We start from the raw sequence: 25,146 nt of genomic DNA on the forward strand, positions 1-25,146 counted from the left end.
TCCCTCGGCGTGATAACGTTGAGGACATCAAGGGCCTATGGCGCAGTTGGTAGCGCGCCTCGTTCGCATCGAGGAGGTCAGGGGTTCGAATCCCCTTAGGTCCACCGAGGAAGAAGCCCCTCCGAGTTCGCTCGGAGGGGCTTCTTCGTGCACAGGCTCAGCGCTCGCCGCGGAGGAACCAGTCGGTCGCGTGATAGTCGGCGGTCAGTGGGGTGCGCGCCACCGTGGGGCGCGCCCACTCCACGCCGTTCGCGAGCACGCGGCGCACATCGGGGTGGTGGTAGACCGGGAAGTCCTGGTCGCCGGGCGAGAAGTAGAACACGCGCCCGTAGCCGCGCGTGTAGGTGACGCCGGAGCGGAAGACCTCACCGCCCGCGAACGTCGAAAGGAAGATCGTCTCCTCGGGTTCGGGGATGTCGAAGTGCTCCCCGTACATCTCCTGCGCGGGGATGACGATGGGGTGTGGGACGCCCTGGGCGATGGGGTGCCGGGGCGCGATCGTCCAGACGAGCTCGCGCTCGCCGTCGCTGCGCCACTTCAGCGCGCAGGACGTGCCCATCAGCCGCTGGAAGATGCGCGAGTAGTGGGCGGAATGGAGGATGAGGATCCCCATGCCCTCGAGGACGTGGCGGTGCACCCGGTCGACGACCTCGTCGGACACCTGGTCGTGGCCGATGTGCCCCCACCAGAGCAGCACGTCGGTGTTCGCCAGAGTCTCCTCGGACAGCCCGTGCTGCTCGTCCTGCAGGGTCGCGGTCGTCACGACGACGTCGTCGCCGAGAGTCTCGCGGAGCCCCTCGGCGATGGTCGAGTGGATGCCGTCAGGGTAGTTCCGCAGCGTGGCTTCGTGGCCGGTGGTCTCGTGCAGGTTCTCGTTCCAGACGAGGACCCTGAGTGCGGTGTCAGGCATGTGCCTGCTCCTTCCGGGAGTCGAGTCGAGCGGGGACGGTGACGGCTTCGAAGCGCCCGGATTCCGCGGATCGGGTGGCCGCTTCCATGAGGGCGATGCTGCCGACGTTGTCGCGCCCGTGGTGCCCGGTCGACTCGCCGGTGAGGATGTCGTGGGCGAAAGCGTGCAGGCTCCCCGCGCGGTCCACGCGGCCGTCGGTCTCCAGGGGCAGCTCGCGGCGCTCAGCGGACACGGCGTCGCGCACCTGGACGACGTCGCCGTCGGCGGTCTCCTTCTCCCCACCGAGCCTGCTGGTGAAGGCGATCTCCCCGTCGGCACCGTCGATCCGCCAGTCGCCGGCCCAGGCCGTTCGGGCGCCGCGGCTGACCCAGCTTCCGCGGTAGGAGACCGTGATCCCGCTGTCGAGCTCTATGATCACCGCGGCAGCGGCTTCATCGTCGTACTTGCTGAACGACGGTGCGGAGGACTTCGCGAACACGGCGCGCGCCTCCTCGCCGGTCACCATCCGGATCAGGTCGAAGTGGTGGATCGCCATGTCGTGCAACAGCGGGTGCGGGAACCTGTAGTGCGGATGCGTGCCCACGGGCAGGTCGTTGTCCCACTGGCGGAAGTCGATGTCGATGGACACGACCTCGCCGACGGCTCCGCGCGCGAGCAGGTCGCGCGCGGCCCGGGGAGCGGGGTAGTACCGGTAGTTCTGACTGACGTGGATCAGCAGTCCGGCGTCATCCGCGGTCGCGACGAGAGCGGCGGCCTCCTCGGCGGTGGCCGCGAACGGCTTCTCCGTGAGGACGTGCTTGCCGGCGGCGAGGGCCTCGCGGGCCAGCGGCGCGTGCGTGACGGCCGGGGTCGTCAGGAGGACGGCGTCCGACTCGACCGCGTCCAGGGCCGCTGCGAGCGACGCGAAGCCGACGGCGTCGGGGAGGCCGAGCTCCGCGAGCACGGTGCGGCGCGTCTTCTCGTCGGGCTCCACGAGCGCGGCGACCGTGATCAGCTCCTCGTCCGGCACCACGTTGCGCGCCCAGTTGCCGCCCCATCCGCCTAGTCCGACGTGGATCAATCTCACCGTCACAGGAGTTCCCTTCATTCGCAGACGATCGCCGTTCGCGGGGCTCACCCGCGAGCAGACTCCTTCGATCCTATGGTCGAGGGCGTGCTCGTTCGGCTCGTCGGCGGGGTGTCGCCAGGCCCATGGATTCCGTTGAGGGTGACGGTACGAGCCCGTTTTCGGCTCAGCGGACGGCGAGCCCCGCGAGGAGCTCCAGCACGCACAGCGCCGCGAGACGGACGGTGCGTGCGTCCTCGGCATCCGCGGTGGCATCCACCTCGGCGAGGTCCGCGCTGACGACACGGGCATCCGACGCGATCGCTCGGCTGAGAGCCCGCAGCTCCCACGCCGCGAAGCCGCCGGGCACGCTCGCGGGGCAGCCGGGGGCGACGGAGCGGTCGCACGCGTCGACATCGATGTCGAGGTGGACGCGGGGATCGCGCCCTGCGCCCGCGACCTCCAGCGCCTCAGCGACGACGTCGTCGAGGCCTCGGCGGCGCACCTCGTCGAGCGTGATGACCCGGATTCCCCAGTCGGCGGCTCGGCGGGCGTAGGCTGCGGAGTTCGCGAAGTCGGCGATGCCGATCTGTACGATGCGCGCCGGGTCGATCCCTGCCGTGTCGACGGATGCCGAGGTCGGCGCGTCCTCGACCAGTCGTCGCACGGGGGTGCCGTTCGAGACGCCGTCGCGCAGGTCGAAGTGCGCGTCGATCGTGATCAGGCCGGTCGCGCGGGAGCCGAGCGCCACGGGGTAGGTGAGGGAGTTGTCGCCGCCGAGCGCGATCACCAGGCGTGCGGCGTCCGACAGCTCGCGCATGCGCGCGATGGTCGCCGCCTCGCCCTCGTCGCCGTCCGGCTCGACGATGTCCCCGGCATCCGCGATGCGAAGCACCTCGTCCAGGTCGACCGCGGGCGGTCCCATGAGCGTCGCGCCATAGCGGGGGAGGGCCTCGCGGATCGCCGCCGGCGTCGCGTGAGCGCCTGTCGGCGACAGGGAGGTGCGCCACGTGGGGACGCCGAGCAGGACCGCGTCGGCTGCCTCGTCGAACGCGGGCCAGGATCCGGCGCGCGGCCAGAGGGGATCGTGCGAGAGGGCCATGTGCGTGTCTCCTGTCAAACCCCGGGGATGAGGGCGTGCGCGACGGTGAAGATCGCGAGACCCGCGAGGGCACCGACGACCGTGCCGTTGAGTCGTATGTACTGCAGGTCGCGACCGACCATCAGCTCGATCTTCTCCGTCGTCTCCGCCGGGTCCCAGCGCTCGACCGTGTCCGTGATGATCGATGCGATGTCGTGGCGGTAGCGGTCGACGAGGAACACTGCGGCGTCGGACACCCAGGTGTCGACGCGGCGCTGCAGCGCGGCATCCGTCGTCAGCCTGTCGCCGATCTCCTGCAACGCCTGGGCCGCGCGGCGCCGAAGCCCGCTCTCGGGGTCGGCGAGAGCCGTGAGCAGGCCGTTCTTGGCGGTGTTCCACGCCTCGGCGGCGAGGGCGCCGACGCGGGGGCTGTCGAACAGCGACGCTTTGGCGTTCTCGAGCTTGGCGCGCGTCGCGGGGTCGTGCTGCAGACTGTCCGCGAGGCGAGCGAGGTAGCCGTCCACCGCGATCCGGGCCGGATGCCGCGGGTCGGCCTGCACGGCGCGGACGAACTTGACCGCCTCGTTGTACGCGGTGTCGTCGACGAAGCGATGAGCGAGCTTGGGCACCCAGCCGGGCAGGCGGCGCGAGATGAGGCCCGAGAACGAGGCGGCGTTCGCATCGAGCCAGCGTCCGATGCTGTCGGCGGCCAGATCGACAGCGCCGTGATGGGCGTCGGCCTCGACGATCTTCTCGAGCCACGCGCCGGCGGGCGGCCCCCACTCGGGCGTGACGAGGTGTTCGCGCGCGAGGTCGGTGATGAGGTCGCGGACGTCGTCGTCGCTGAGCGCATTGAGCACGGCGGTCGCGATGGTCGAGCCCTCGGCGGCGATCCGCTCGGCGTGCGCGGGCTCGCGCAGCCATTCCCCGGCGCGCTGTGCGATCGCCGTGGTCGACAGCTTCGCGCGTACGACGGAACCCTCGAGGAAGTTGGTCTCGACGAACTCGCCGAGCGAGCGGCCGATCTCGTCCTTGCGGCTGGGGATGATCGCGGTGTGCGGGATGGGCAGCCCGAGCGGGCGACGGAACAGCGCGGTGACGGCGAACCAGTCGGCGAGGGCGCCGACCATGCCTCCCTCGGCCGCTGCGCGCACGTAGCCGAGCCACGGCTGGCGCTCCTGCAGCCAGAACGCGATCACGAACAGCACGGCCATGAAGATCAGGGCGCCGAGCGCCACGGCCTTCATGCGACGCAGCGCGAGGCGTCGTTCCTGGTCGGCGGGGGAGAGCAGCGCCATCGGTGTTCGCGGCATGACGTCATCCTTTCACGCGCACGAGTCCGCGAGCCTGCGTTCCGGCATCCCACGTCTGGTCCGCCAGACAGATGCTTCTGTGTAGTACAATCACTACATCTTGAATCGAGGTGCATCGTGTTCACCATGACCGCGAGAGAGTTCAACCAGTCCGTCGCGCGTGCCCAGCGCGTCGCCGACGATCAGCCCGTCATGATCACGAAGCGCGGCGAGCCGGCGTACGTGCTGCTCTCGATCGCCGAGTACCACCGTCTCGCGCCGGCGGTGTCCACGGAAGGGTCCCGCTCGATCCTGGACCTCATCGAGCCCCTCCCCGACGATGCAGATCCCGACGATCTCTTCGGCCAGATCATGGACGAGATCATCGCCGAGCGGAAGAACGACTTCGGTCGTCCGCCGATCGAGTTCTGAACGATGTTCCTGCTCGACACCAATATCGTCTCTGAACTGCGGCGTCCCCGCCCGCACCCGGGAGTCGCGGCGTGGTTCGGCTCGACGCCGAGGTCGGCGCTGCGCATCAGCGTCATCACCGACCTCGAGCTCGAGCGCTGGGTGCTGCTGTCCCGACGGCGGGACCCGGTGGCCGCGACCTCACTGGAGCGCTGGCTGGACTCGGTGAGGCGAGAGATGCCGCGTGCCGCGATCGAGGTCGACGCAGACGTCGCCCTCCTCGCGGCCGCGCTCCAGGTTCCGGACCGTCGCCAGCTCTCCGACGCCCTGATCGCCGCGACCGCGCTGCACCACGGCCTGACGCTGGTCACCCGCAACACCAAGGACTTCGACATCCCCGGCCTGTCGGTGCTGAACCCCTTCGGCGACTGAGCGCGGGTGCCGTCGGGGCGCGTACTCTCGAAGCGTGATCGAAGACATCAAGAAGCGCGCGCTGCACCGCACCAGCATCCTCGAGGGTCAGATGCGCGGCGTCGCGCGGATGATCGAGAACGAGGAGTACTGCATGGACATCATCACGCAGTCCCGCGCGATCCAGCGTTCCCTGGAGTCCCTCAACCGACTGCTGCTCGAGAACCATCTGCGCACCCACGTGACTCATATGTTCGAGGAAGGCGGCGAGGAGCGCGACAAGGCCGTCGACGAGCTGCTGAAGGCGTTCGACTTCAGCAGCAAGTGACGGACTCGCCGCGCTCGCGGCTGTCGGTGCGGACCTAGCGGCCGCCGCCGAACACCTCGCCCTCCATGGCGTCGTAGCCCTCGGCCTGCGGGTCGCCGTGCGATCCGCCCGACAGCGCGTACTCCTCCTCGGGAGAGAGCACGAGACGGTGCCGGAAGAACAGTCCGAACCCGAGCAGGATCACGACGTAGACGATCGCGATCGCGATGATCGCAGGTCCGAACGTCGGGTTGAGCAGGAAGCCCAGGAAGATCAGCGCCGCGATCACCAGCGCGATCGCCGCTCCGGGCACACCCCACGGGCTGCGGTACGGACGGTCGACGTTCGGATACTTGCGGCGCAGGATCATGAACGAGATCAGCTGCAGGGCGTACGCGAGCACCGCTCCCCAGACGGCGATGTTCAGGACGATCGCGCCGGCGACGGTTCCCGCGCCCTCGGCGTCGAGCGCCGCCAGCACGTCGAGGACGATGAGCGCGATGAAGCCGATCGCCGCGCCGACGACGAGGGCGACCCACGGGGTCTGACGCTTGCCGGTCAGCGAGAGGAACCGCGGGTAGTAGCCGGCGCGGGACAGCGAGTACATGTTGCGGCCATAGGCGAACATGATGCCCTGCAGCGAGGCGAGGAGGCCGATGAGCGCGAAGAGCGCGAGGACGGCGGCGAGCTGGTCGCCGACGATCGCTCGGAAGCCGTCGAGAAGAGGTTCTCCCGCGGTTCCCGTCGCCTCGGCGCCGATCACGCCGGTGTTGAGGAACAGCACGAGCAGTCCCGTCACGATCAGAGTGCCGCGGGCCCAGAACCCGGCCTTCGGGATGTCCCTGGTCGGGTTGTGCGACTCCTCCGCGGCGAGCGGGAGCTCCTCGATCCCGAGGAAGAACCACATCGCGAACGGCAGGGCGAAGAGGATCGGCAGGACACCGTGCGGCAGGAAGGCCGTCTGCCCCTCATCGGGGACGATGTCCCACAGCGCGTCCCAGCTGAAGGCCCCAGAGAACAGCGCCATGGCCGAGAACACCAGGATGATGCCGATCGAGATGACCGATACGACGATCGCGAATCGGAACGAGATCGCCGCGCCCGCGGAGTTGAGGGCGATGAAGACGACGTAGAGGATCAGGTACCACACCCATCCGGGCAACACGAGGCCGAGCAGCTCGCTCGTGATCCCGTTCGCGTACGAGGCCGAGAAGTAGACGATCACCGCCGTGGTCGCGACGTACTCGATGGTCTCGGCGGCTCCCGTGACGAGGCCGCCCCACGGGCCCATGGCCGAGCGGGCGAACGAGTACGCTCCGCCGGTGTGCGGCATCGCGGCGGCCATCTCTCCGATCGAGAAGATCATGCCGTAGTACATGATCACGAGGATCACGAAGGCGATCAGCATTCCTCCGAAGCCCGCGAAGTCGATCCCGAAGTTCCACCCCGAGAAGTCGCCCGAGATGACGGCGGCGACGGCGAGGCCCCAGAGCCCCCAGACGCCGGCCGACCTCTTCAGCGTCCGTTTCTCGAAGTAGTCGCTGCCGGCACGTGTATAGGTCGCTCCGGCGACCTTGCGGGACTCATTGCTCTGACCAGACATCCGCTCTCCGTTCGAATGCGCGCAGGCGCCGGGTGCACCTTGCGGATGATTGTGACAGTCAATGGTGGTTTCGTCTACCTTTAAACCTCGAGGTGTTCTAGGGTGAGGGCGAAGCCGGTCGGCCGATCGCTTCACCGCAGCAGAACGGAGCGTGGGATGTCGGGCAATCTGAGCATCGACCAGCTGGACGCCGGCATCGCCGCCGGCGAGATCGACACGGTGATCGTCGCCTTCGCGGATGCACAGGGCAGACTGGTCGGCAAGCGCGTCTCGGCACGGCTGTTCCAGGAGGACATCCTGCACCACGGCGCCGAGGCCTGCGACTACCTGCTGTCGGTCGATGTCGACATGAACACGGTCGACGGCTATGCGATGTCGGGCTGGGACCGCGGCTACGGCGACATGGTGCTGCGCCCCGACGCCGAGACGTTGCGACGTGTCCCGTGGCTCAAGGGCACGGCACTCGTGATGGCCGACCTCGTCTGGCAGAACGGCGAGCCCGTCGGCCCCTCGCCGCGCGCGATCCTCGACCGGCAACGCGACCGGCTCGCCGAGCGGGGCTGGACCGCCTTCTCGGGCACCGAGCTCGAGTTCATCGTGTTCGAGAACACGTACCGTGACGCGTGGGCGCGCAAGTACGAGGGGCTCACTCCGGCGACCGACTACAACGTCGATTACAACCTGCAGGCCTCCACCCGCATGGAACCGCTGCTGCGCGCCATCCGCAACGGCATGGACGGCGCCGGCATGTACTGCGAGGGCGTCAAGGGCGAGTGCAACCTCGGACAGCAGGAGATCGCGTTCCGCTACGCCGAGGTCCGCGAGACCGCCGACCAGCACGCGATCTACAAGAACGGGGCCAAGGAGATCGCCGAGCAGCACGGCCAGGCGCTCACCTTCATGGCCAAGTTCAACGAGCGCGAGGGCAACAGCTGCCACATCCACCTGTCGCTGCGCGACCAGGACGGCACGCCGGTCATGGCGGGGGAGGGCGAGCACGGCTTCAGCCCGCTCATGGAGCACTGGATCGCCGGGATACTCGCCACCCTCCGAGAGTTCACGCTGCTGTTCGCGCCCAACATCAACTCGTACAAGCGGTTCGCGAAGGGCAGCTTCGCGCCCACGGGGGTCGCGTGGGGCATCGACAACCGCACGTGCGCGTTGCGCGTGGTCGGCCAGGGCTCCGCCCTCCGCGTCGAGAACCGCGTGCCCGGCGGCGACGTGAACCCGTACCTCGGCATCTCCGCGATCATCGCCGGAGGCCTCTACGGCATCGAGAACGAGCTGCCGCTGCCCGAGCGGTTCACCGGCAACGCCTACGAGGACGCGGTCGACCACCTCCCGACGACCCTCCGTGAGGCCGCTCAGCTTTTCAGCGAGTCGACGATCGCCCGTGAGGCGTTCGGTGACGACGTCGTGGACCACTACCTCAACCAGGCGCGCATCGAGCTCGAGGCCTATGACGCCGCCGTCACCGACTGGGAGCGCATCCGTGGTTTCGAACGCCTCTGATCCCGCGCCGCTGATCGGCGTCACGACGTACCTCGAGCGGGCGCAGCAGGGCGTGTGGGACGTGCGCGCCGCGTTCCTCCCCGAGCAGTACGTCACGGGTGTGACCGAGTCCGGCGGTATCGCGCTCCTGCTCCCGCCTCAGGACCCGGATGCCGCCGACGCGGCGATCGCGGGCATGGACGGCCTCGTGCTCTCGGGGGGAGCCGACGTCGCCCCTGAGCTGTACGGCGAGGCGCGGCATCCGCTCACCGACCCCGCCCGCACGGATCGCGATGCCTGGGAGCTGGCCCTGTTCCGGGCGGCCGAGCGCCGCCGCATGCCGGTGCTGGCGATCTGTCGCGGCCTGCAACTCGTGAATGTCGCGCGCGGCGGCACGCTGCAGCAGCACCTGCCCGAGTCGCTCGGCACGGAGAAGTACCGCCTCGGGGGCGGCGTGTTCGCCGAGAACGCCGTCGGAATCTCGGCCGAGACGCCGTTCGCCGACATCATCCGCGAGAGCGAGGTGAGCGTGCACAGCTACCACCATCAGGGGATCGGTCGCCTGGGCGACGGCCTGGTCGCGGCCGCTCACTCCGACGACGGCCTCGTGCAGGCCTTCGTCGACACCTCCGCCGGACACGTCGTCGGCGTCCAATGGCACCCGGAGGAGAACGCCGAGGACCGGCGTCTCTTCGCCGATCTCGTCGCACAGGCCCGCGTGTTCGCCGCGGGAAGAAGGGAGAGCGCGGCATGAACGCCGTCATGGTCAGCACCGACGCCGCACCGGCAGCGACGAGAGGAGAGAGCATCCGATGAGCGCGTTCACCGTGATCAACCCGTCGACCGGCACTGCCGTGCGCGAGATCGCCCGCGCAGACGTGGGGGAGACGGATGCCGCGATCGCGCGTGCCGTCGCCGCACAGCGCCGCTGGGCGGCGCTTCCCCCGGTCGCCCGCGCGGACGCGCTCCGCTCGTTCGCCCGCGCGGTGGAGGGAGCAGCCGAGGAGCTCGCCCAGTTGGAGGTGCTGAACTCGGGTCATCCGATCGGCCAGGCCCGCTGGGAGGCCGCGCACGTCGCGCAGGTGCTCAACTACTACTCGGCCGATCCGGAGCGCCTCTCGGGTCGTCAGATCCCCGTGGCCGGCGGCCTCGACGTCACCTTCCACGACCCCTACGGCGTGGTCGGCGTGATCGTGCCGTGGAACTTCCCCATGACGATCGCGTCCTGGGCGTTCGCGCCCGCGCTCGCCGCGGGCAACGCCGTGGTGCTCAAGCCGGCCGAGCTCACGCCGCTCACCGCGATCCGGCTGGGGGAGATCGCCCTCGAAGCGGGCCTCCCCGAGGGGCTGTTCGAGGTCGTCACGGGCTCGGGCTCGGTCGTCGGGCAGCGCCTCGTGGAGCATCCGGACGTCCGCAAGGTCGTCTTCACCGGGTCGACCGAGGTGGGCATCGAGGTCGCAGCCGGATGCGCCCGCGCGCTCAAGCCCGTCACGCTGGAGCTCGGCGGCAAGAGCGCCAACATCGTGTTCGACGACGCCGACCTCGAGAAGGCGGCCACGGCCGTGCCCGGCTCGGTGTTCGACAACGCGGGTCAGGACTGCTGCGCGCGCAGCCGCCTCCTCGTGCAGCGCTCGGTGTACGACCGGTTCCTCGAGCTGCTCGAGCCCGCCGTGCGGGCGTGGCGGGTCGGGGATCCGTCGAGCGCCGAGACCGACATGGGCCCGCTCATCTCGGCCGGCCATCGGGACACGGTGTCGTCGTTCCTCGACGGCGCCGACATCGCGTTCCGCGGCACGGCGCCGGAGGGTGACGGCTTCTGGTTCGCCCCGGCCGTGGTGCTCGCCCAGCCCGGTGACCGCATCGCCCAGCAGGAGGTCTTCGGACCGGTCGTCGCCGTGCTGCCGTTCGACGACGAGGCCGACGCGATCCGCCTCGCGAACGACACGGTCTACGGTCTCGCAGGCTCGCTGTGGACCCAGAACCTGGGCCGCGCCGTGCGCGTCGCCCGCGGCGTGCAGAGCGGCGTGCTGTCGGTGAACTCGCACTCCTCGGTGCGCTACGCCACGCCCTTCGGCGGCATGAAGGCGTCGGGGCTCGGGCGCGAGCTCGGACCGGACGCGGCCGAGCACTTCACCGAGACGAAGAACGTCTTCTTCGCGACCGACGACTGACCCCGGCATCCGCCCTGATCCATCCAGCAACGGAGACACCATGACCATCGATCTGACCCAGCGACTGAAGGACCGCGTCGCGATCATCACGGGAGGCGCGAGCGGCATCGGCTTCGCGACGGCGCAGCGCTTCGCCGCCGAGGGCGCGTTCGTCGTGATCGCCGACGTCGACCCGGCGACCGGCGAGAAGGCGGCCGCCGAGGTGGGCGGCGCGTTCCGTCCCGTCGACGTGGCCGACGAGACGAAGGTGAACGCCCTGTTCGACGGCGTCGCCGCCGAGTTCGGGCGCATCGACATCGCGTTCAACAACGCCGGCATCTCGCCCGCTGACGACGACTCGATCGAGACCACCGAGCTGCCCGCGTGGGACCGCGTGCAGGACGTGAACCTCAAGAGCGTCTACCTGTGCAGCCGCGCGGCGTTGCGCCACATGGTGCCTGCGGGGCGCGGCTCCATCATCAACACCGCCTCGTTCGTGGCGCTGCTGGGCTCGGCGACCTCGCAGATCAGCTACACGGCATCCAAGGGCGGCGTGCTGGCGATGTCGCGCGAGCTCGGCGTGCAGTTCGCGCGTCAGGGCGTGCGCGTCAATGCGCTGTGCCCCGGGCCGGTCAACACGCCGCTGTTGCAGGAGCTCTTCGCGAAGGACCCGGAGCGCGCGCAGCGCCGCCTGGTGCACGTGCCGATGGGGCGGTTCGCCGAGCCGTCCGAGCTCGCCGCCGCCGTCGCGTTCCTCGCCTCGGACGACTCCTCGTTCATCACCGCCAGCGCGTTCGTGGTCGACGGCGGTATCACGAACGCTTACGTCACACCACTGTGAGCACGGAGCGGTGAGCGCGCAGCTGTGCGGCGCGCACATCGGGGGATGACAGGCTGAGAGCATGAACGAGCGGAGTGCGGACGGCGACCTCGTCGAGGTGCGCAAGCTCGACGAGGTGCGCAAGGCGGTGTATCGCCCGCTGCGTCGCGGCAACGCCCTGGAGGACGCGATCTCCCGCATCGTGCAGACCATCAGGCTCGGGGTCGTGGCTCCGGGGGAGTCGCTGCCTCCGGAGCGCGAGCTCGCGGCATCCTTCGGGGTGAGTCGCGACACCGTGCGCGACGCCATCCGCGAGCTCGCCGACACCGGATACCTGGTGCCGAAGCGCGGTCGTTACGGCGGCACCTTCGTGGCGGACCCGCTGCCCCAGCCGTCGGATTCCGGTGCCGTGCCTCCCGCCGAGATCGACGACGTGCTCGGGCTCCGGCGGGTGCTCGAGACCGGTGCCGTCCGTGCCGCGGCGAACCGCTCGCTCGACGCGGCCACGCGGGCCGACCTCTGGGCGCGGCATGAGGCCGCGCTTCCGGCGGGCCCGGAGGAGTACCGACGCCTCGACACTCTGCTGCACCTCGCGATCGCGGAAGCCGCCGGCATCCCCTCGCTCGTCGCGCTCGTCGCCGAGAACCGAGCCTCGGTCAACGTCTGGCTCGACACGTTCCCGCTGCTGCCGCGCAACATCGCGCACTCGGGGGAGCAGCACGAGCGGATCGTGACGGCGATCCTCGCAGGCAGACCGGATGCCGCCGAGGCGGCCATGAGCGACCACCTCGCCGGCTCCGAGTCGCTGCTGCGCGGCTTCCTCGTCTGAGCGCGGGCTAGCCCGCGGCGTGCTCGTCGGCGACGGAGAGCGCGTCGTCGAGCACGGACAGGCCGCGCACGAGCTCGTCCTCGGTGATCACGAGCGGTGGGGCGACGTGCATCCGGTTGAAGTGCGTGAACGGCCAGACGCCGCCCTTCTTCGCCGCCGCGGCGAAGGCCCCCATCGGCGCGGCATCCGCGCCGGAGGCGTTGAACGGCACGAGAGGCTCGCGCGTCTCCCGGTCGCGGACGAGCTCGACGGCCCAGAACAGTCCGCGCCCGCGGACCTCCCCGACGCTCGGGTGGCTCTCGGCCCAGGAGCGCAGCGTCGGCTCGACGACGCGTTCGCCGAGGTCGCGCACGCGCTCGAGGATCCCGTCGCGACGGAAGACCTCGAAGGTCGCGACGCCCGCGGCGCACGCGAGCGGGTGCCCCGAGTACGTGAGACCGCCGGCGAAGGGCGTCGTGTCGAACGCCGCGGCGATGCGCTCGGAGATCACGACGCCGCCGAGCGGCACGTAGCCCGAGTTCACGCCCTTCGCGAAGGTGATGAGGTCGGGGCGTGCGTCGAAGGCGTCGACGCCGAACCACTCGCCGAGCCGGCCGAAGCCCACCATGACCTCGTCGGCGATGTAGACGATGCCGAACCGGTCGCACAGCTCGCGCACGCCCTGCAGGTAGCCGGGTGGCGGCACGAGCACGCCGTTGGTGCCGACCACGGTCTCGATGATGATCGCCGCGATCGTGTGCGGGCCCTCGAGCTGGATCGTCTGCTCGAGGTGCGCGAGCGCGCGCTCCGACTCCTGCTCGAGGGTCTCGGAGTGGAACGGAGAGCGGTAGAGGTACGGGCCGAAGAAGCGCACCGTGCCGGAGTCGACCGTGTCGTTCGCCCAGCGCCGAGGATCGCCCGTGAGCGAGATCGCGGTCGCGGTCGACCCGTGGTAGCTGCGGTACATCGACAGCACCTTGCGCCGGCCGGTCGTCTGCCGTGCCATGCGCACGGCGTACTCGTTGGCCTCGGCGCCGCCGTTGGTGAAGAAGACCTTCTGGAACCCTTCGGGCGCGACCTCGACGATGAGTCGCGCGAGCTCGCCGCGCACGTCGTTCGCCACGGCGGGCTGGATCGTCGCGAGACGGCCGGCCTGCTGCTGGATCGCCGAGACGAGATCGGGATGCTGGTGGCCGAGGTTGAGGTTCACGAGCTGGCTCGAGAAATCGAGGTACGCGTTCCCGGCGTAGTCCCAGAACGTGGATCCCTCACCCGCGGCGACGGGCAGCGGATCGATCAGACCCTGCGCGCTCCAGGAGTGGAACACGTGCCCGCGGTCGTCGGCGCGCACCTGCGCCTCGGCCTCCGGTGCGGGGAGCGTGTGGGACGCGCCGTGGCGGTCGATGAAGTCGGTCATGCTCTGTCTCCGTCCCGGGTCAGTGGTTGCTCGGGAACCCGAGGTCGATCTGCGAGGGGGTGTGGTCGGGCCAGCGGGTGGTGACGACCTTGGAACGCGTGTAGAAGTGGATCGATTCGGGGCCGTAGATGTGCGAGTCGCCGAACAGGGAGTCCTTCCAGCCGCCGAAGGAGTAGGCGCCGATCGGAACGGGGATCGGCACGTTCACGCCGACCATGCCGACCTCGATGTCGAACTCGTACTGGCGCGCGGTACCACCGTCGCGCGTGAAGATCGCGGTGCCGTTGCCGTAGGCGTTCGCGTTCACGAGCTCGACGGCCTCGGCGTAGGTCTCGACGCGCACGACGCCGAGCACCGGACCGAAGATCTCGTCGTCGTATACCTTCATGCCGGGTGCGACGTGGTCGATCAGGCTCACGCCGACGAAGAACCCCTCGGAGTCGAACTCCTTCTCGGTGCCGTCGACGACGACGGTCGCGCCCTCCGCCGCAGCGCCCGTGACGTAGGAGGCGACGCGGTCGCGGTGTTCGCGCGTGATGAGCGGTCCCATCTCGCTCGCAGCATCCGTGCCCGCCCCGATCGTGAGCCCCTCGATGCGCGAGGCGATCGCGGCCACGAGGTCGTCGGCGACGTCACCCACCGCGACGAGCACCGAGACGGCCATGCAGCGCTCACCGGCAGAGCCGTACGCCGCGGACACGGCGGCATCGGCCGCGGCGTCGATGTCGGCGTCGGGCATGACGACCATGTGGTTCTTCGCGCCGCCGAGCGCCTGCACGCGCTTGCCGTTAGCCGAGGCGCGCTGGTAGATCGAGCGAGCGATCGGCGTGGAGCCGACGAAGCTCACGGCGTTCACGCGCGGCGAGTCGAGCAGGGCGTCGACGGCCTCCTTGTCGCCGTGCACGACGTTGAGCACGCCGTCGGGGAGACCCGCCTCCTGGAAGGCCTTCGCCAGCCACACCGCGGCGGACGGGTCCTTCTCGCTCGGCTTGAGCACGACCGTGTTGCCGCAGGCGATCGCCGAGGCGACCATCCACAAGGGCACCATGACCGGGAAGTTGAAGGGCGTGATCGCGGCGACCACGCCGACCGGCTGCTTGACCGAGTGCACGTCGACGCCGCGGGCGACCTGCTCGCTGCGCTCACCCTTGAGGAGGTGCACGAGGCCCGCCGCGAACTCGACGTTCTCGATGCCGCGCGATACCTCTCCGGCGGCATCCGAGAGCACCTTGCCGTGCTCGCTCGTCACGATCGCAGCGAGCTCGGGGGTGCGTTCCTTGAGGATCTGGCGCAGGCGGAAGAAGACGTCGGCGCGCTTGATGACGCTGGTCTCGCGCCAGGCGGGGAGGGCGGCGGTGGCCGCGGCGACCGCCTGGTCGACCTCGGCGGTCGAGGCGAACGCGACGTGCTTCGACACCTGGCCGGTCGCCGGATCGAAGACCTCTCCCGTGCGCGCCGCTTCCGCGGTGTCGGTTCCGTTGACGACGTGACGGATGATCTCCACGCTGCTCCTCATGCTCGGGGTTTTGTGTTCAGGTTCCTCGGTCTCGGACACTGGCAGACATTCTGACCGGCTCCCGATACGCTGTTCTCCTCCCATGTTCACAGACGCAAGAGGGCGGTTCGGGTGGCAGAACGTCGCGAGTCGACAGACTTCCGGACAGACCGTCCGGGTGGATCCGGGTTCCTCACGGTCGCGGAGGTGCTGGAGACGCCGGCGATCCGTCGCGGTGCTCCCGAGGTCGCAGTCGGCGGCGCAGCTCTCGACGCCGCCGTGCGCTGGGTTCACGTGTCGGACAGTGCGGGCGTCGCCCGGCTCCTCGACGGCGGGGAGTTGCTGCTCACCACGGGCGCCGGCTGGCCGGACGACCCTCGGTTGCTGCGCGAGTTCGCGGCGCGCCTCAGCGGCGTCGGCGTGGCGGGCATCGTCCTCGAGCTGGGCGTGCGGCATCCGTCCATCCCCGACGCCGTGGCCGAGGTGTGCGCGCAGGAGGGACTCGCCCTGATCGCGCTCACCCGCGAGGTGAAGTTCGTCGCCGTGACAGAGGCCGTGCACCATGCGCTGATCGCCGCGCAGACCGCCGCCCTGCGCGAGCGCCAGCACCTGCACGAGCTGTTCACCGCACTGAGTCTGCAGGGTGCGCCGGCCGACGTCATCGTCGCGGAGACGTCCAGGGCGATCGGATCGCCGGTCGTGCTCGAGAACCTCGCCGGCGAGGTGATCGCGGCCGAGTACCTGGGGCAGTCGGTGTCGCAGACCCTGGAGCGTCGATCGCCCGCGGATCGGGTTCCCGTGGCCGCCCGCGGATCGCGATGGGGGATGCTTCTCGCGCTCCCCGGGCCGGAGACGGCGGCGGGGAGACTCACGGTGCTGGAACAGGGCGCGACCGCGCTCGCCTTCGGCTGCATCGCGGACGGGGGCGATCAGGAGTGGTCGCTCCTCGCGCAGCGGGCGGTGATCGACGACCTGCTCGGTGCCCGGTTCGCGGATGCCGCGGACATCGACGCCCGTCTGCGAGCCGGGGGATTCGAACTGCGCGGACGCCGGTGCCACGGCTTGGTCGCGCGCGGCACGACGTCGATCGGCGAGCTCGCCTACCGAGCGCGGCAGGCCGGCTTCGCGGTCGTCGCGGCTCGGGCGGGGGAGGACGACGTCGCCTTGCTGTCGGCCCGTCCCGCGGTCGAGCTGGACGATGCGACAGTCCTGCGCATCGCGGCGGGTGATCGGGCCGTGTTCCTCGGACCGCCGGCCGACGACGTCCTCGGGCTTCTTGCTTCCCTGCGCGCCGCACGCGACCTGGCCGACAGCGACCGCGCCGAGGAGGGTGCCCGCGTGCGCCGCGTCGGCGACCGGCCGCTGGAGCGACTCGTCGCCACATTGCGCGACGATCATCGCCTGCACGAGCACAGCCTGCGGATGCTCGCCCCGCTCGTGAGATACGACGAGGAGCGGCGCGGTGATCTGCTCGACGTGCTCGGCGCCCTGCTCGCCCATCCGGGCAACAGGTCGGCCGCGGCGACCGCGAGCCACCTGTCGCGGTCGGTGTTCTATCAGCGACTCACGCTCATCGGGGATCTGCTGGGTGCCGACCTCGACGACGGCGAGACCCTGGCCGCGCTCCACCTCGCGCTGCTCGCGCGACGCCGCACGGCGGCATCCGGCTAGAACGCCGCCTCACGGCAGCTCGGCGCGCTCCCATCGGCCCTCGTAGCCCCAGCGGATACCGAGCGCACCCGGTCCGAAGTCACGTCGAGCCTGGTGCACCGATGCCTTCGGGCGGAGTGGTCGTACGAAGAGCTCACCCGTCTCGTCCACCGACTCGAGTTCCTCGAGCCAATCGGGCATCGCATCCGGATGGAATCGCGTCCAGATCACGAGATCGCGGATGGGACGGAACACGGCGACGCCCGTCTCGGGCTGACGCGACCGGTGTTCGCCATGCTCTTCCATGACGACCTCCAACATGGTCGAGGCGCCCGGGGCGAGAGGCTGATCGAGCTTCATGACGTAGGCGTAGACCTGCCCGGAGGCATGCAGATGGTCGCGGACGATCCGTGCTCCGTGCACCGTGATCTCCGGGCGGTCGACGACGTCGATCTCGGACACCAGCGTGTACGTCACATGATCGATGGTCTCGGGCAGAGTGGACTGGATCATCGTCTGGGCGGTGCGTCTGCGGAGGATGCCGTCGGCGGCGACGTCGTTCACGACCAGACTCGTCAGCTCCCGCGTCGAGTCCAGGGCCGGAGCGTCCAGGAGCTGCAAGGTCTCTGCGAGCGCGGACTGCACCTCGCTGTCGGAGAACGGACTCTTGGAAGGCCGCACCGGCGCGACCCGCACCCGTTCCGGGATCAGCCGGATCAGCGCGTGATCCGGAAGTCCCAGGATCCGTTCGATCTCGTCGACGACCGCGTGGGACGACGCCCCGTCGGGGACCCTTTCCCCGGAACGCCAGTAGCTCAGGGTCGCGGCCGCGACGGGGTTGCCGCTGTCGATCAGCCGTCGCCGGAGCGCCGTGAGCGACAGGCCGCGTGCGGCGAGGGCAGCGCCGAACGCCTCCGCGAACGGGTTCTCCTCGGGCATCCCCATGCGCCGCTCCCTCCTCTGCACAGAGGATAGCGCTCAGAATGGCGGCATACTGCTCAGCCCGCTACAGCACCCCCTGCGCCTCCGTGAGCACGCCGCGCAGGATCTGGCCGATCTCCCGGAACTCCGCCGGTCCGATCGTGAGCGGGGGCGCCAGCTGGATCACGGGGTCCCCGCGGTCGTCGGCGCGGCAGTACAGGCCGGCGTCGAACAGCGCCGACGACAGGAAGCCGCGCAGCAGCCGCTCGGACTCGTCGTCGTCGAAGGTCTCCTTGGTCGTCTTGTCCTTGACGAGCTCGATGCCGAAGAAATAGCCGTCTCCGCGCACATCGCCCACCAGCGGGAGGTCGAGCAGCGTCTCGAGTTCGGCGCGGAACAGCGGGGAGTTCTCGCGGACGTGCGCGTTCAAGCCTTCCTCGTCGAAGATCGCCAGATTCTCGAGGGCGACCGCAGCCGAGACGGGGTGCCCGCCGAACGTGTAGCCGTGCGGGAACGACAGGTCGCCGTGCGAGAACGGCTCGTAGATGCGGTCGCTCACGATGGTGGCGCCGATGGGGGAGTATCCGCTCGTCATGCCCTTGGCGCACGTGATCATGTCGGGCACGTAACCGAGGCCCGTGCATGCGAAGGTGTGGCCGAGGCGGCCGAACGCGCAGATGACCTCGTCCGAGACGAGGAGCACGTCGTACCGGTCGCAGATCTCGCGCACGCGGGCGAAGTATCCGGGAGGCGGCGGGAAGCATCCGCCCGAGTTCTGCACCGGCTCGAGGAACACCGCCGCGACCGTCTCGGGGCCTTCGAACAGGATCATCTCCTCGATCCGGTTGGCGGCCCAGAGGCCGAACGCCTCGAGGTCGTCGCTCGGGCCACCCATCTCGGCCGCGCGGTAGAAGTTCGTGTTCGGCACGCGGAACCCGCCGGGGGTCACGGGCTCGAACATCGCCTTCATGGCCGGGATGCCGGTGATCGCGAGCGCTCCCTGCGGGGTGCCGTGGTACGCAACCGCCCGCGAGATCACCTTGTGCTTGGCGGGCTTGCCCTGCAGCTTCCAGTAGTGCTTCGCGAGCTTGAACGCGGTCTCCACGGCCTCGCCGCCGCCGGTCGAGAAGAAGACGCGGTTGAGGTCGCCGGGCGCCTCATCGGCCAACCGGTCGGCGAGCTCGATGGCCGCGGGGTGCGCGTACGACCACAGCGGGAAGAACGACAGCTCGGATGCCTGGGCGGCGGCGGCCTCGGCGAGTCGGCGTCGTCCGTGTCCGGCGTTCACGACGAACAGCCCCGCGAGGCCGTCGATGTACTCCTTGCCCTTGGCGTCCCAGATGCGATGCCCCTCGCCCTTGACGATGATCGGCACGCCGGACTTCTCCATCGTGGACTGCCTGGTGAAGTGCATCCAGAGGTGGTCCTTGGCCATCGCCTGCAGCTCGGACTCGGACGGGGTGGTGCGGGTGGTGCTCATCTGGTCCCCCAGTTGTAGAGCTGCTTCTGCAGCTTGGCGTAGATGAAGGTCTCGGTCGACAGCACGCCGTCGATCGGACGGATGCTGTCGTTGATCAGGGCGAGCAGGTCGTCGTCGTCCTCGCAGACGACCTCGGCCAGCACGTCGAAGGATCCGACCGTGATCACCACGTAGTCGATCGCGGGGATCTCGGCGATCTTCTCGGCGACCACCCTGGTGTCGCCGGACACGCGGATTCCGATCATGGCCTGGCGGCGGAAGCCCAGCTGCATCGGATCGGTCACGGCCACGATCTGCATCACGCCCGCCTCGGTCAGCCGCTGCACGCGCTGACGAACGGCGGCCTCGCTCAGGCCGACCGCGCGGCCGATGTCGGAGTACGAGCGCCGGCCGTCCTCCTGCAGCAGCTCGACGATGGTCTTGGACACATCGTCCAGAATGGGATGCTTCTTCGACGACGGCATGATGCGATCTTCGCACCGTGAAGGCCGCTCGGCAACCGATTCCGCAGATTCGACCTATCCCGGGTGCGAATCCGGCGGTGGTCCAGGTCAGGCCTCGAGCGGGCCGAGCCACGCGCTCGCCGCAGTGGAGTGCGCCGACTCCGGATCCGAGGGGTGGAACGCCCCGGCGAGCACGTCCCGGTACAGGCGGGAGAGCTCGTTCGACGAGAAGTAGGAGCCGCCGCCCGCCACCAGCATCGCCTGGTCGACGACGTGCTTCGCCATCGTGATCGCGCGGTGCTTGAGCCCCGACAGCAGAGTGAACCACCGGGCCCCGTGATCGACCCGCTCGTCGACGTCGCGCGCGAGAGCGGCGATCTGCGGGGGCAGCGCATCGTAGGCGAGTCCCATGTCGGCGATACGCCAGCGGATGTCGGGGTCCTGGCTGTACGCGGCCCCGGACCTCTTCGACCGTCGCGCGTGCGCCGTCTGCACCGCGAGGTCGAGCGCGCGGCGCGCGATGCCCGTGTACACCGAGGCGAGCAGGATCTCGAACACCGAGAAGATGCCGAAAACGATCGGGTCGGGATTCGGTCCCGGATCGATGCGGCGCACCACATGCGCGGCATCCGCGGTCGCCCCGTGCAGCCGCGTGGTGCGGCTCTGCGTGGCCCGCATGCCCAGCGTGTCCCAGTCGTCGCCCGTGACGACGGCATCGGTGCGCTCCAGGAACGCGAAGACGAGCTTCGGGGCGTCGGCGCTCGTGGTGTCGAGGCCGTGCAGCCCGAGCCGGGTCCAGACGGGTGCGAGCGACGTGAAGATCTTCGTGCCGGTGAACGCGTAGCCGCCGTCGCCCGTGGGGACGGCGTCCGTGTCGCTGCCGAACAGCACGAGGTCGTTGCCGCCCTCGCTGATGCCGAAGGCGAAGACCTCCCCGGCGACGGCGCCGTCCTGCACGAACTCGAGTCCGGTGACGCCGCGGTCTGAGAACACCTTGGCGACGCCCGTCCACACGAGGTGCATGTTGATCGCGAGCGCCGTGGCGGGTGCGGCCGTCGCGAGGCGCTGCTGCAGGATCGCCGCCTCCGCGAGCCCGAGGCCCGCTCCGCCGCGCTCGGTCGGCACGAGGATCGAGAGGTAGCCGGCATCCCGCAGCTCGGCGAGATCCTGCTCGGGGAAGGTGTTGTCGCGGTCGTGCAGCGGCGCGCGTTCGCGGATGCGCTCGAGGAGGTCGTCGGGCAGGAACGCGGCGGGGTCGAAACCCGGGTCGGATGCGGTCATGCGAGGGCCTCCTTCAGCTGTCGGATCGACTCCTCGGGCTTGTCCCGGTGCAGGGAGTGCCCTGCACCCTCCACGACCGACATCGTGATGTGGGGGTTCGCGGCGAGCACGTTCGCGGCGACCTCGCCCGTGAAGATGCTGTAGACCGCGGGGTCGGAGCCGATCACGTGCGTCGGGACCGTGAGCGCCGCAGCCTCTGCCGTGACGTCCCAGGGGGTGTTCTGCGCGCTCGTCTGCTCGACGGCCCACGCGCTCGTGCGGTGCACCGCGTCGACCTTGAGCTCCCAGTCCTGCGGGTGCCAGTGCGGATGCTCCTGACGTACCAGTTCCACCCGGTTGTCGGCGAACGCCCGCTCCTGGCTCTTCCGGACGATCGACGCGTCGCGGCCTCCCACGAGGATCGCGGGATCCAGCAGCACCAGCCGCCGGGTCCACTCGGGCGACGCGGCCGCGGCGACCGTGGCAGAGGCTCCACCGAGCGAGTGGCCGATCACGGCATCCCAGGGGCCGCCGCCGTCGGGGCGGGTCGCGGCGAGGTCCGCGCCGTACGCCTGGACCGTGTAGTCGAGCGCACGCGGCGCGTCGCCATGGCCGCGCAGGTCGATCGCCGTCGCATGCCAGCCGTCCGCGGCGAGAGCCTCGCCGAGGCGCCACATCAGCGCGCCCGAGGAGCCGAGCCCGTGCACGAGGAGGGCGCGGAGTGACGATGACGGATCGCCCCAGCCGAGGCGGGGGAGCGTGAGCGGCGCAGGCATGCCCTCAGCCTACGACCGCGGGATGCCGAGGAGCCCACGGGCGTTCGATCCAGCGGCGGGGGCCGTGCACAGTGCAGGCATGCCCTCAGCCCGCGACCGCGGGTGCGTCGTGATCCGCGCTCAGTCCATCGGTGGGAGGTCGCCGTGGGTCGTGAGCACCCGGGCGGCCGCCGCGTGCCCGGCGGAGAGGCGCGCCGCGAGGTCCGCGCCGTCGAGCGTCGCCGCCAGGAATCCGGCGGCGAACGCGTCGCCCGCGCCGACGGGTTCGACCACGTCGACACGCGGCGCCGGAACGAACACGGGAGCGTCCTCGCCGGCGAAGGCGGTGGCGCCGACGTCTCCGTCCTTGACGACGAGCAGGCCGCAGTGCGGCAGATGCGCGCGCACGTCGTCGGCGGTCGCGGTGCCCCAGATGCGCTCGGCCTCATCCCGTCCGACGAAAGCGATGTCGGCGGCGTCGGCGAGGCGGGTCAGTGTCGCCGCGGCATCCTCCGGACTCCACAGCGCACGGCGGTCGTTCACGTCGAACGACACCAGGGCGCCGGCCGCGCGTGCGTCGATGTACAGCCGATCGACCATGTCGCGGCAGGAGGCGGAGAGGGCCGGGGTGATCCCGGTGGTGTGCACGATGCGGACGCCGTCGAGTCGGGCCGGATCGAGGAATCCCGCGTCCATGCGGGATGCCGCCGATCCGCGGCGGTAGTAGTAGACGGACGAGGACTCGACTCCCGGGTCCTTGAACATCACGCCGGTCGGGGCGGCGTCGTCGGTCTCGACCCACAGGTCGACGCCGCGGCGGGCGAGCTCGGCGCGGATGCGCGTGCCGATCGGGTCGGCGCCGAGGCGCGAGGCCCACGCCGCGCGGTGCCCGGCTGCGATGAGCCCGACCGCGACGTTGCCCTCGGCACCGGCGATGCCGAGCGCGGCGGTCTCGGTCTCGGCGAGGGGCGCGCCGAGCGCGGTGACGAGTCCCATGGACTCGCCGACGCACACGACCGCGACGGGTGACCCCGGGTCCGTCGGGACCGGGGGAGGGGGTGCAGTGTTCATGAGGGTGTGACCGCCAGGGGCTCGGTGTCGGGACGGGGTGCCGCGTCGCGATGACGCAGATCGGGGAAGAAGCGGACGAAGACCACGGCGACGAGAAGGCCGACCGCGGCGAAGATCGTGGCAGCGAGGTAGGCCCCGCGCGGGTCGGTCGCGTCGACGAGGAAACCGGCGACCGCGGATCCCGCCGCGGCCCCGATCAGCTGACCGGTGCCGGTCCATCCGAAGGCCTCGGCGGTCTCGCTGAACTTCACGCTCGCCGAGGTGATCGCGAACAGCACGGCGAGGGCGGGGGCGATGCCGATGCCGGCGACGATCAGTGTGCCGCCGAGCCAGAAGACGTTCAGGGAGACCATGGTGAGGGCCAGGCCGACGGTGACGATCAGCAGACGTCGGGCCATGGCCCACGGTCCGATCGGGATGTGGCCGAAGGCGAGGCCGCCCGCGAGGCTGCCCACCGAGAACACCGCCAGCACGAGTCCCGCTGCGAGACTGCCGTGCTCGAACGTCGCGACCACGCCGACCTCGACGGCGGCGCAGGCGCCGATGAGGAGGAAGCCCACGACGGCGGCGAGGAGCACGGGCGGCTTCAGCACCACGGTGCCGAGCGCGCTGCGGCTGCGGGGGATGCGGACGCGCCCGACCTCGGGGGAGGCGATGAACCAGGCCGCGCCGCCCACGAGGATGACCGCGACGAGGATGAGGCCTTCGGTCGTGCCGACCTGGGTCGACACGAGCGTGATCACGACCGGTGCGAGCACCCAGATGATCTCCTGCAGCGAGGCGTCGAGGGAGAAGAGGGGTGTGAGCTGGCGGGAGTTCACGAGCTTGGGGTAGATGGTGCGCACGGCGGCCTGGATCGGCGGCGTCGACAGGCCGGCGAGCAGGCCGAACGCCATGTACCCGGGGACGCCCAGGGGGAGCAGGCCGAGTCCGAGTACCGCGAGCACGCACACGGCGCTCGTGAGGGTGAGGACGCGGCGCATGCCCCAGGCGCCCATCCAACGGCTCGTGATCGGACCCGCGACGGCCTGGCCGACGCTGGTCGCGGCGAGCACGAGACCGGCCGAGCCGTAGCTGCCGGTCTGCTGCTCGACGTGCAGGAGGATCGCGAGCGACATCATCCCGCTGGGGAACCGCGCGGTCAGCTGCGCCGCGATCATGCGCGCCACTCCGGGCGTGCGAAGAAGGTCCTGGTATCCCGCCACGCGTCCACGCTAGCGGGCGCCGCCGACCTCCGTGGAGGGGTGGGGAACGCGACACGCCGCGACACGCCGAAGCGACGTTTCCACAGAAAATCGGATGTCGGAGGCCGGCCGTATCGTGCCCCCTGTGGATGGATCTCTCCCAGCGTCCTCCCAGCCGCGATTTCTCGCGGTTCGCGACCCCGTTCCGAGACCGCGGACCTGTGGAAGAAACGGTGGAGAACCTGTGTTGTACATGGGGAGAGCGGTGGAAAACTACACGGATGTAACTACTACCCCTTGTGGTCACCCCGAATGTCGGTCCCCATATGTAGTATTGAGTTCCCGGTGAGGGTCTACCGGAAAACGTCTGACGATGAGCAGGCCAGAGAGAGTTGAGGGGAAACGAGAAGATGTCGATCACGGTCTACACGAAGCCGTCCTGCGTTCAGTGCAACGCGACCTACCGCGCGCTCGACGCCAAGGGCATCGAGTACGAGATCCTCGACCTGTCGGAGGACCCGGCGGCGCTCGAGCAGGTCAAGTCGCTCGGGTACATGCAGGCACCGGTCGTCGTCACCGACGAGGGCCACTGGTCGGGCTTCCGCCCCGACAAGATCGACGAGCTCGCCTCCCGCCTGGCCTGAGCCGCGACAGCGAAGCGGGGTTGACGAATGACTGCCGTCGCGACCGCTGCACCGCTCCTGGTCTATTTCTCGAGCGTGTCGGGCAACACCGCGCGCTTCATCGAGAAGCTGGGTCTCCCCGCCCGGCGCATCCCGCTCCTCCGCCAGGAGGAGGACCTCGTCGTCGACGAGCCCTTCGTGCTGGTCACCCCTACCTACGGCGGGGGTGAGGGGCGCGGCGTCGAACGCGGCGCCGTGCCCAAGCAGGTGATCCGGTTCCTCAACGACGAGCGCAACCGGCGCCACATCCGCGGAGTCATCTCGGCGGGAAACACCAACTTCGGCGAGGCGTTCTGCCTCGCCGGTGACATCATCAGCCGCAAGTGCCACGTGCCTCACTTGTACCGGCTCGAGATATTCGGCACACAGGACGACGTGGATCGCGTGAGCGACGGATTGGAACGACGGTGGGTAACGCAGTTGAAGAGCACGCAGTGACCGACACGGTGGCTTTCAAG

At 70.0% G+C, this 25,146-nt stretch carries 25 protein-coding genes and 1 tRNA gene; 12 read left to right on the forward strand and 14 right to left on the reverse strand.

Features of this window, described 5'->3' with window-relative positions; genetic code table 11:
* The first annotated feature begins 31 nt into the window (after positions 1-31).
* Positions 32-104: transfer RNA gene (locus MRBLMX7_RS15685), tRNA-Ala, on the forward strand.
* Between the two features lie 53 nt (positions 105-157).
* On the opposite strand, the gene MRBLMX7_RS15690 is transcribed toward MRBLMX7_RS15685, so the two are convergent.
* From MRBLMX7_RS15690 to MRBLMX7_RS15705, 4 genes are all read right to left on the reverse strand, one after another.
* On the reverse strand, positions 158-910 hold the full coding sequence (locus MRBLMX7_RS15690) for a ThuA domain-containing protein (protein WP_363369877.1): 753 nt from the start codon (positions 908-910) through the stop codon (positions 158-160).
* Entirely contained in the window at positions 903-1,982 is a 1,080-nt protein-coding gene (locus MRBLMX7_RS15695) for a Gfo/Idh/MocA family protein (RefSeq protein ID WP_363369879.1), read from the reverse strand. Before MRBLMX7_RS15695 ends, MRBLMX7_RS15690 begins: the two co-directional genes overlap by 8 nt.
* Before the next feature lie 160 nt (positions 1,983-2,142).
* Positions 2,143-3,057: an arginase family protein gene (locus MRBLMX7_RS15700; protein WP_363369881.1), complete on the reverse strand. Its 915-nt coding sequence runs from the start codon at positions 3,055-3,057 to the stop codon at positions 2,143-2,145.
* A 14-nt stretch (positions 3,058-3,071) separates the two neighbouring features.
* Positions 3,072-4,349 (reverse strand): DUF445 domain-containing protein, encoded by a 1,278-nt coding sequence (locus MRBLMX7_RS15705; RefSeq protein ID WP_363369883.1) that lies wholly within the window; start codon positions 4,347-4,349, stop codon positions 3,072-3,074.
* A gap of 126 nt (positions 4,350-4,475) precedes the next feature.
* Here MRBLMX7_RS15705 and MRBLMX7_RS15710 point away from each other — a divergent pair, with 126 nt between their 5' ends.
* Genes MRBLMX7_RS15710 through MRBLMX7_RS15720 form a run of 3 tightly spaced genes read left to right on the forward strand, consistent with a single transcriptional unit; the run spans position 4,476 to position 5,478 of the window.
* The gene (locus MRBLMX7_RS15710; RefSeq protein WP_363369885.1) at positions 4,476-4,760 is read left to right on the forward strand and encodes a type II toxin-antitoxin system prevent-host-death family antitoxin; all 285 of its coding nucleotides are present in this window, start codon (positions 4,476-4,478) and stop codon (positions 4,758-4,760) included.
* A 3-nt stretch (positions 4,761-4,763) separates the two neighbouring features.
* Complete coding sequence (locus MRBLMX7_RS15715) at positions 4,764-5,171, forward strand: type II toxin-antitoxin system VapC family toxin (RefSeq protein ID WP_363369887.1); 408 nt, start codon at positions 4,764-4,766, stop codon at positions 5,169-5,171.
* A gap of 34 nt (positions 5,172-5,205) precedes the next feature.
* A complete protein-coding gene (locus MRBLMX7_RS15720; protein ID WP_363369888.1) occupies positions 5,206-5,478 on the forward strand; it encodes a metal-sensitive transcriptional regulator in 273 nt (90 codons plus the stop codon).
* Positions 5,479-5,512: 34 nt separating this feature from the next.
* Here MRBLMX7_RS15720 and MRBLMX7_RS15725 read toward each other — a convergent pair whose 3' ends face one another.
* Positions 5,513-7,060, reverse strand: a complete 1,548-nt coding sequence (locus MRBLMX7_RS15725; protein ID WP_363369890.1) for an amino acid permease — start codon at positions 7,058-7,060, stop codon at positions 5,513-5,515.
* Between the two features lie 156 nt (positions 7,061-7,216).
* Here MRBLMX7_RS15725 and MRBLMX7_RS15730 point away from each other — a divergent pair, with 156 nt between their 5' ends.
* From MRBLMX7_RS15730 to MRBLMX7_RS15750, 5 genes are all read left to right on the forward strand, one after another.
* Complete coding sequence (locus MRBLMX7_RS15730) at positions 7,217-8,572, forward strand: glutamine synthetase family protein (RefSeq protein ID WP_363369891.1); 1,356 nt, start codon at positions 7,217-7,219, stop codon at positions 8,570-8,572.
* A complete protein-coding gene (locus MRBLMX7_RS15735) occupies positions 8,553-9,305 on the forward strand; it encodes a gamma-glutamyl-gamma-aminobutyrate hydrolase family protein (RefSeq protein WP_363369893.1) in 753 nt (250 codons plus the stop codon). Before MRBLMX7_RS15730 ends, MRBLMX7_RS15735 begins: the two co-directional genes overlap by 20 nt.
* A gap of 58 nt (positions 9,306-9,363) precedes the next feature.
* Complete coding sequence (locus MRBLMX7_RS15740) at positions 9,364-10,722, forward strand: aldehyde dehydrogenase family protein (protein ID WP_363369895.1); 1,359 nt, start codon at positions 9,364-9,366, stop codon at positions 10,720-10,722.
* Positions 10,723-10,762: 40 nt separating this feature from the next.
* A complete protein-coding gene (locus MRBLMX7_RS15745) occupies positions 10,763-11,542 on the forward strand; it encodes a 3-oxoacyl-ACP reductase (protein ID WP_050722693.1) in 780 nt (259 codons plus the stop codon).
* Between the two features lie 61 nt (positions 11,543-11,603).
* Entirely contained in the window at positions 11,604-12,350 is a 747-nt protein-coding gene (locus tag MRBLMX7_RS15750; RefSeq protein WP_363369897.1) for a FadR/GntR family transcriptional regulator, read from the forward strand.
* A gap of 7 nt (positions 12,351-12,357) precedes the next feature.
* On the opposite strand, the gene MRBLMX7_RS15755 is transcribed toward MRBLMX7_RS15750, so the two are convergent.
* Together MRBLMX7_RS15755 and MRBLMX7_RS15760 are read right to left on the reverse strand one after the other, a co-directional pair.
* Entirely contained in the window at positions 12,358-13,746 is a 1,389-nt protein-coding gene (locus tag MRBLMX7_RS15755) for an aspartate aminotransferase family protein (protein ID WP_363369899.1), read from the reverse strand.
* A gap of 19 nt (positions 13,747-13,765) precedes the next feature.
* On the reverse strand, positions 13,766-15,250 hold the full coding sequence (locus MRBLMX7_RS15760; protein ID WP_363369901.1) for a CoA-acylating methylmalonate-semialdehyde dehydrogenase: 1,485 nt from the start codon (positions 15,248-15,250) through the stop codon (positions 13,766-13,768).
* Between the two features lie 123 nt (positions 15,251-15,373).
* On the opposite strand from MRBLMX7_RS15760, the gene MRBLMX7_RS15765 reads away from it, so the two are divergent.
* Positions 15,374-16,912 (forward strand): PucR family transcriptional regulator, encoded by a 1,539-nt coding sequence (locus tag MRBLMX7_RS15765; protein WP_363369903.1) that lies wholly within the window; start codon positions 15,374-15,376, stop codon positions 16,910-16,912.
* A 9-nt stretch (positions 16,913-16,921) separates the two neighbouring features.
* On the opposite strand, the gene MRBLMX7_RS15770 is transcribed toward MRBLMX7_RS15765, so the two are convergent.
* The 7 genes from MRBLMX7_RS15770 to MRBLMX7_RS15800 form a co-directional block, all read right to left on the reverse strand.
* On the reverse strand, positions 16,922-17,836 hold the full coding sequence (locus MRBLMX7_RS15770; protein WP_363369905.1) for a hypothetical protein: 915 nt from the start codon (positions 17,834-17,836) through the stop codon (positions 16,922-16,924).
* A gap of 61 nt (positions 17,837-17,897) precedes the next feature.
* Positions 17,898-19,292, reverse strand: coding sequence for an aspartate aminotransferase family protein (locus MRBLMX7_RS15775; protein ID WP_363369907.1), 1,395 nt, complete (start codon positions 19,290-19,292; stop codon positions 17,898-17,900).
* Positions 19,289-19,756, reverse strand: coding sequence for an Lrp/AsnC family transcriptional regulator (locus MRBLMX7_RS15780; protein ID WP_050722699.1), 468 nt, complete (start codon positions 19,754-19,756; stop codon positions 19,289-19,291). Before MRBLMX7_RS15780 ends, MRBLMX7_RS15775 begins: the two co-directional genes overlap by 4 nt.
* An 87-nt stretch (positions 19,757-19,843) precedes the next feature.
* On the reverse strand, positions 19,844-21,016 hold the full coding sequence (locus tag MRBLMX7_RS15785) for an acyl-CoA dehydrogenase family protein (protein WP_363369909.1): 1,173 nt from the start codon (positions 21,014-21,016) through the stop codon (positions 19,844-19,846).
* The gene (locus MRBLMX7_RS15790; RefSeq protein WP_363369911.1) at positions 21,013-21,771 is read right to left on the reverse strand and encodes an alpha/beta fold hydrolase; all 759 of its coding nucleotides are present in this window, start codon (positions 21,769-21,771) and stop codon (positions 21,013-21,015) included. The genes MRBLMX7_RS15785 and MRBLMX7_RS15790 overlap by 4 nt, the downstream gene beginning before the upstream one ends.
* A gap of 120 nt (positions 21,772-21,891) precedes the next feature.
* A complete protein-coding gene (locus tag MRBLMX7_RS15795) occupies positions 21,892-22,821 on the reverse strand; it encodes a sugar kinase (RefSeq protein ID WP_363369913.1) in 930 nt (309 codons plus the stop codon).
* Positions 22,818-24,026, reverse strand: coding sequence for an MFS transporter (locus tag MRBLMX7_RS15800; protein WP_363369915.1), 1,209 nt, complete (start codon positions 24,024-24,026; stop codon positions 22,818-22,820). The genes MRBLMX7_RS15795 and MRBLMX7_RS15800 overlap by 4 nt, the downstream gene beginning before the upstream one ends.
* 389 nt (positions 24,027-24,415) lie before the next feature.
* Here MRBLMX7_RS15800 and nrdH point away from each other — a divergent pair, with 389 nt between their 5' ends.
* Positions 24,416-24,649, forward strand: coding sequence for a glutaredoxin-like protein NrdH (gene nrdH / locus MRBLMX7_RS15805; protein ID WP_045253199.1), 234 nt, complete (start codon positions 24,416-24,418; stop codon positions 24,647-24,649).
* A 27-nt stretch (positions 24,650-24,676) separates the two neighbouring features.
* Positions 24,677-25,126, forward strand: coding sequence for a class Ib ribonucleoside-diphosphate reductase assembly flavoprotein NrdI (gene nrdI / locus MRBLMX7_RS15810; RefSeq protein ID WP_363369917.1), 450 nt, complete (start codon positions 24,677-24,679; stop codon positions 25,124-25,126).
* Positions 25,127-25,146: the final 20 nt, after the last annotated feature.

This window comes from Microbacterium sp. LMX7-1.2 (assembly GCF_040675935.1).
Classification (GTDB): domain Bacteria; phylum Actinomycetota; class Actinomycetes; order Actinomycetales; family Microbacteriaceae; genus Microbacterium.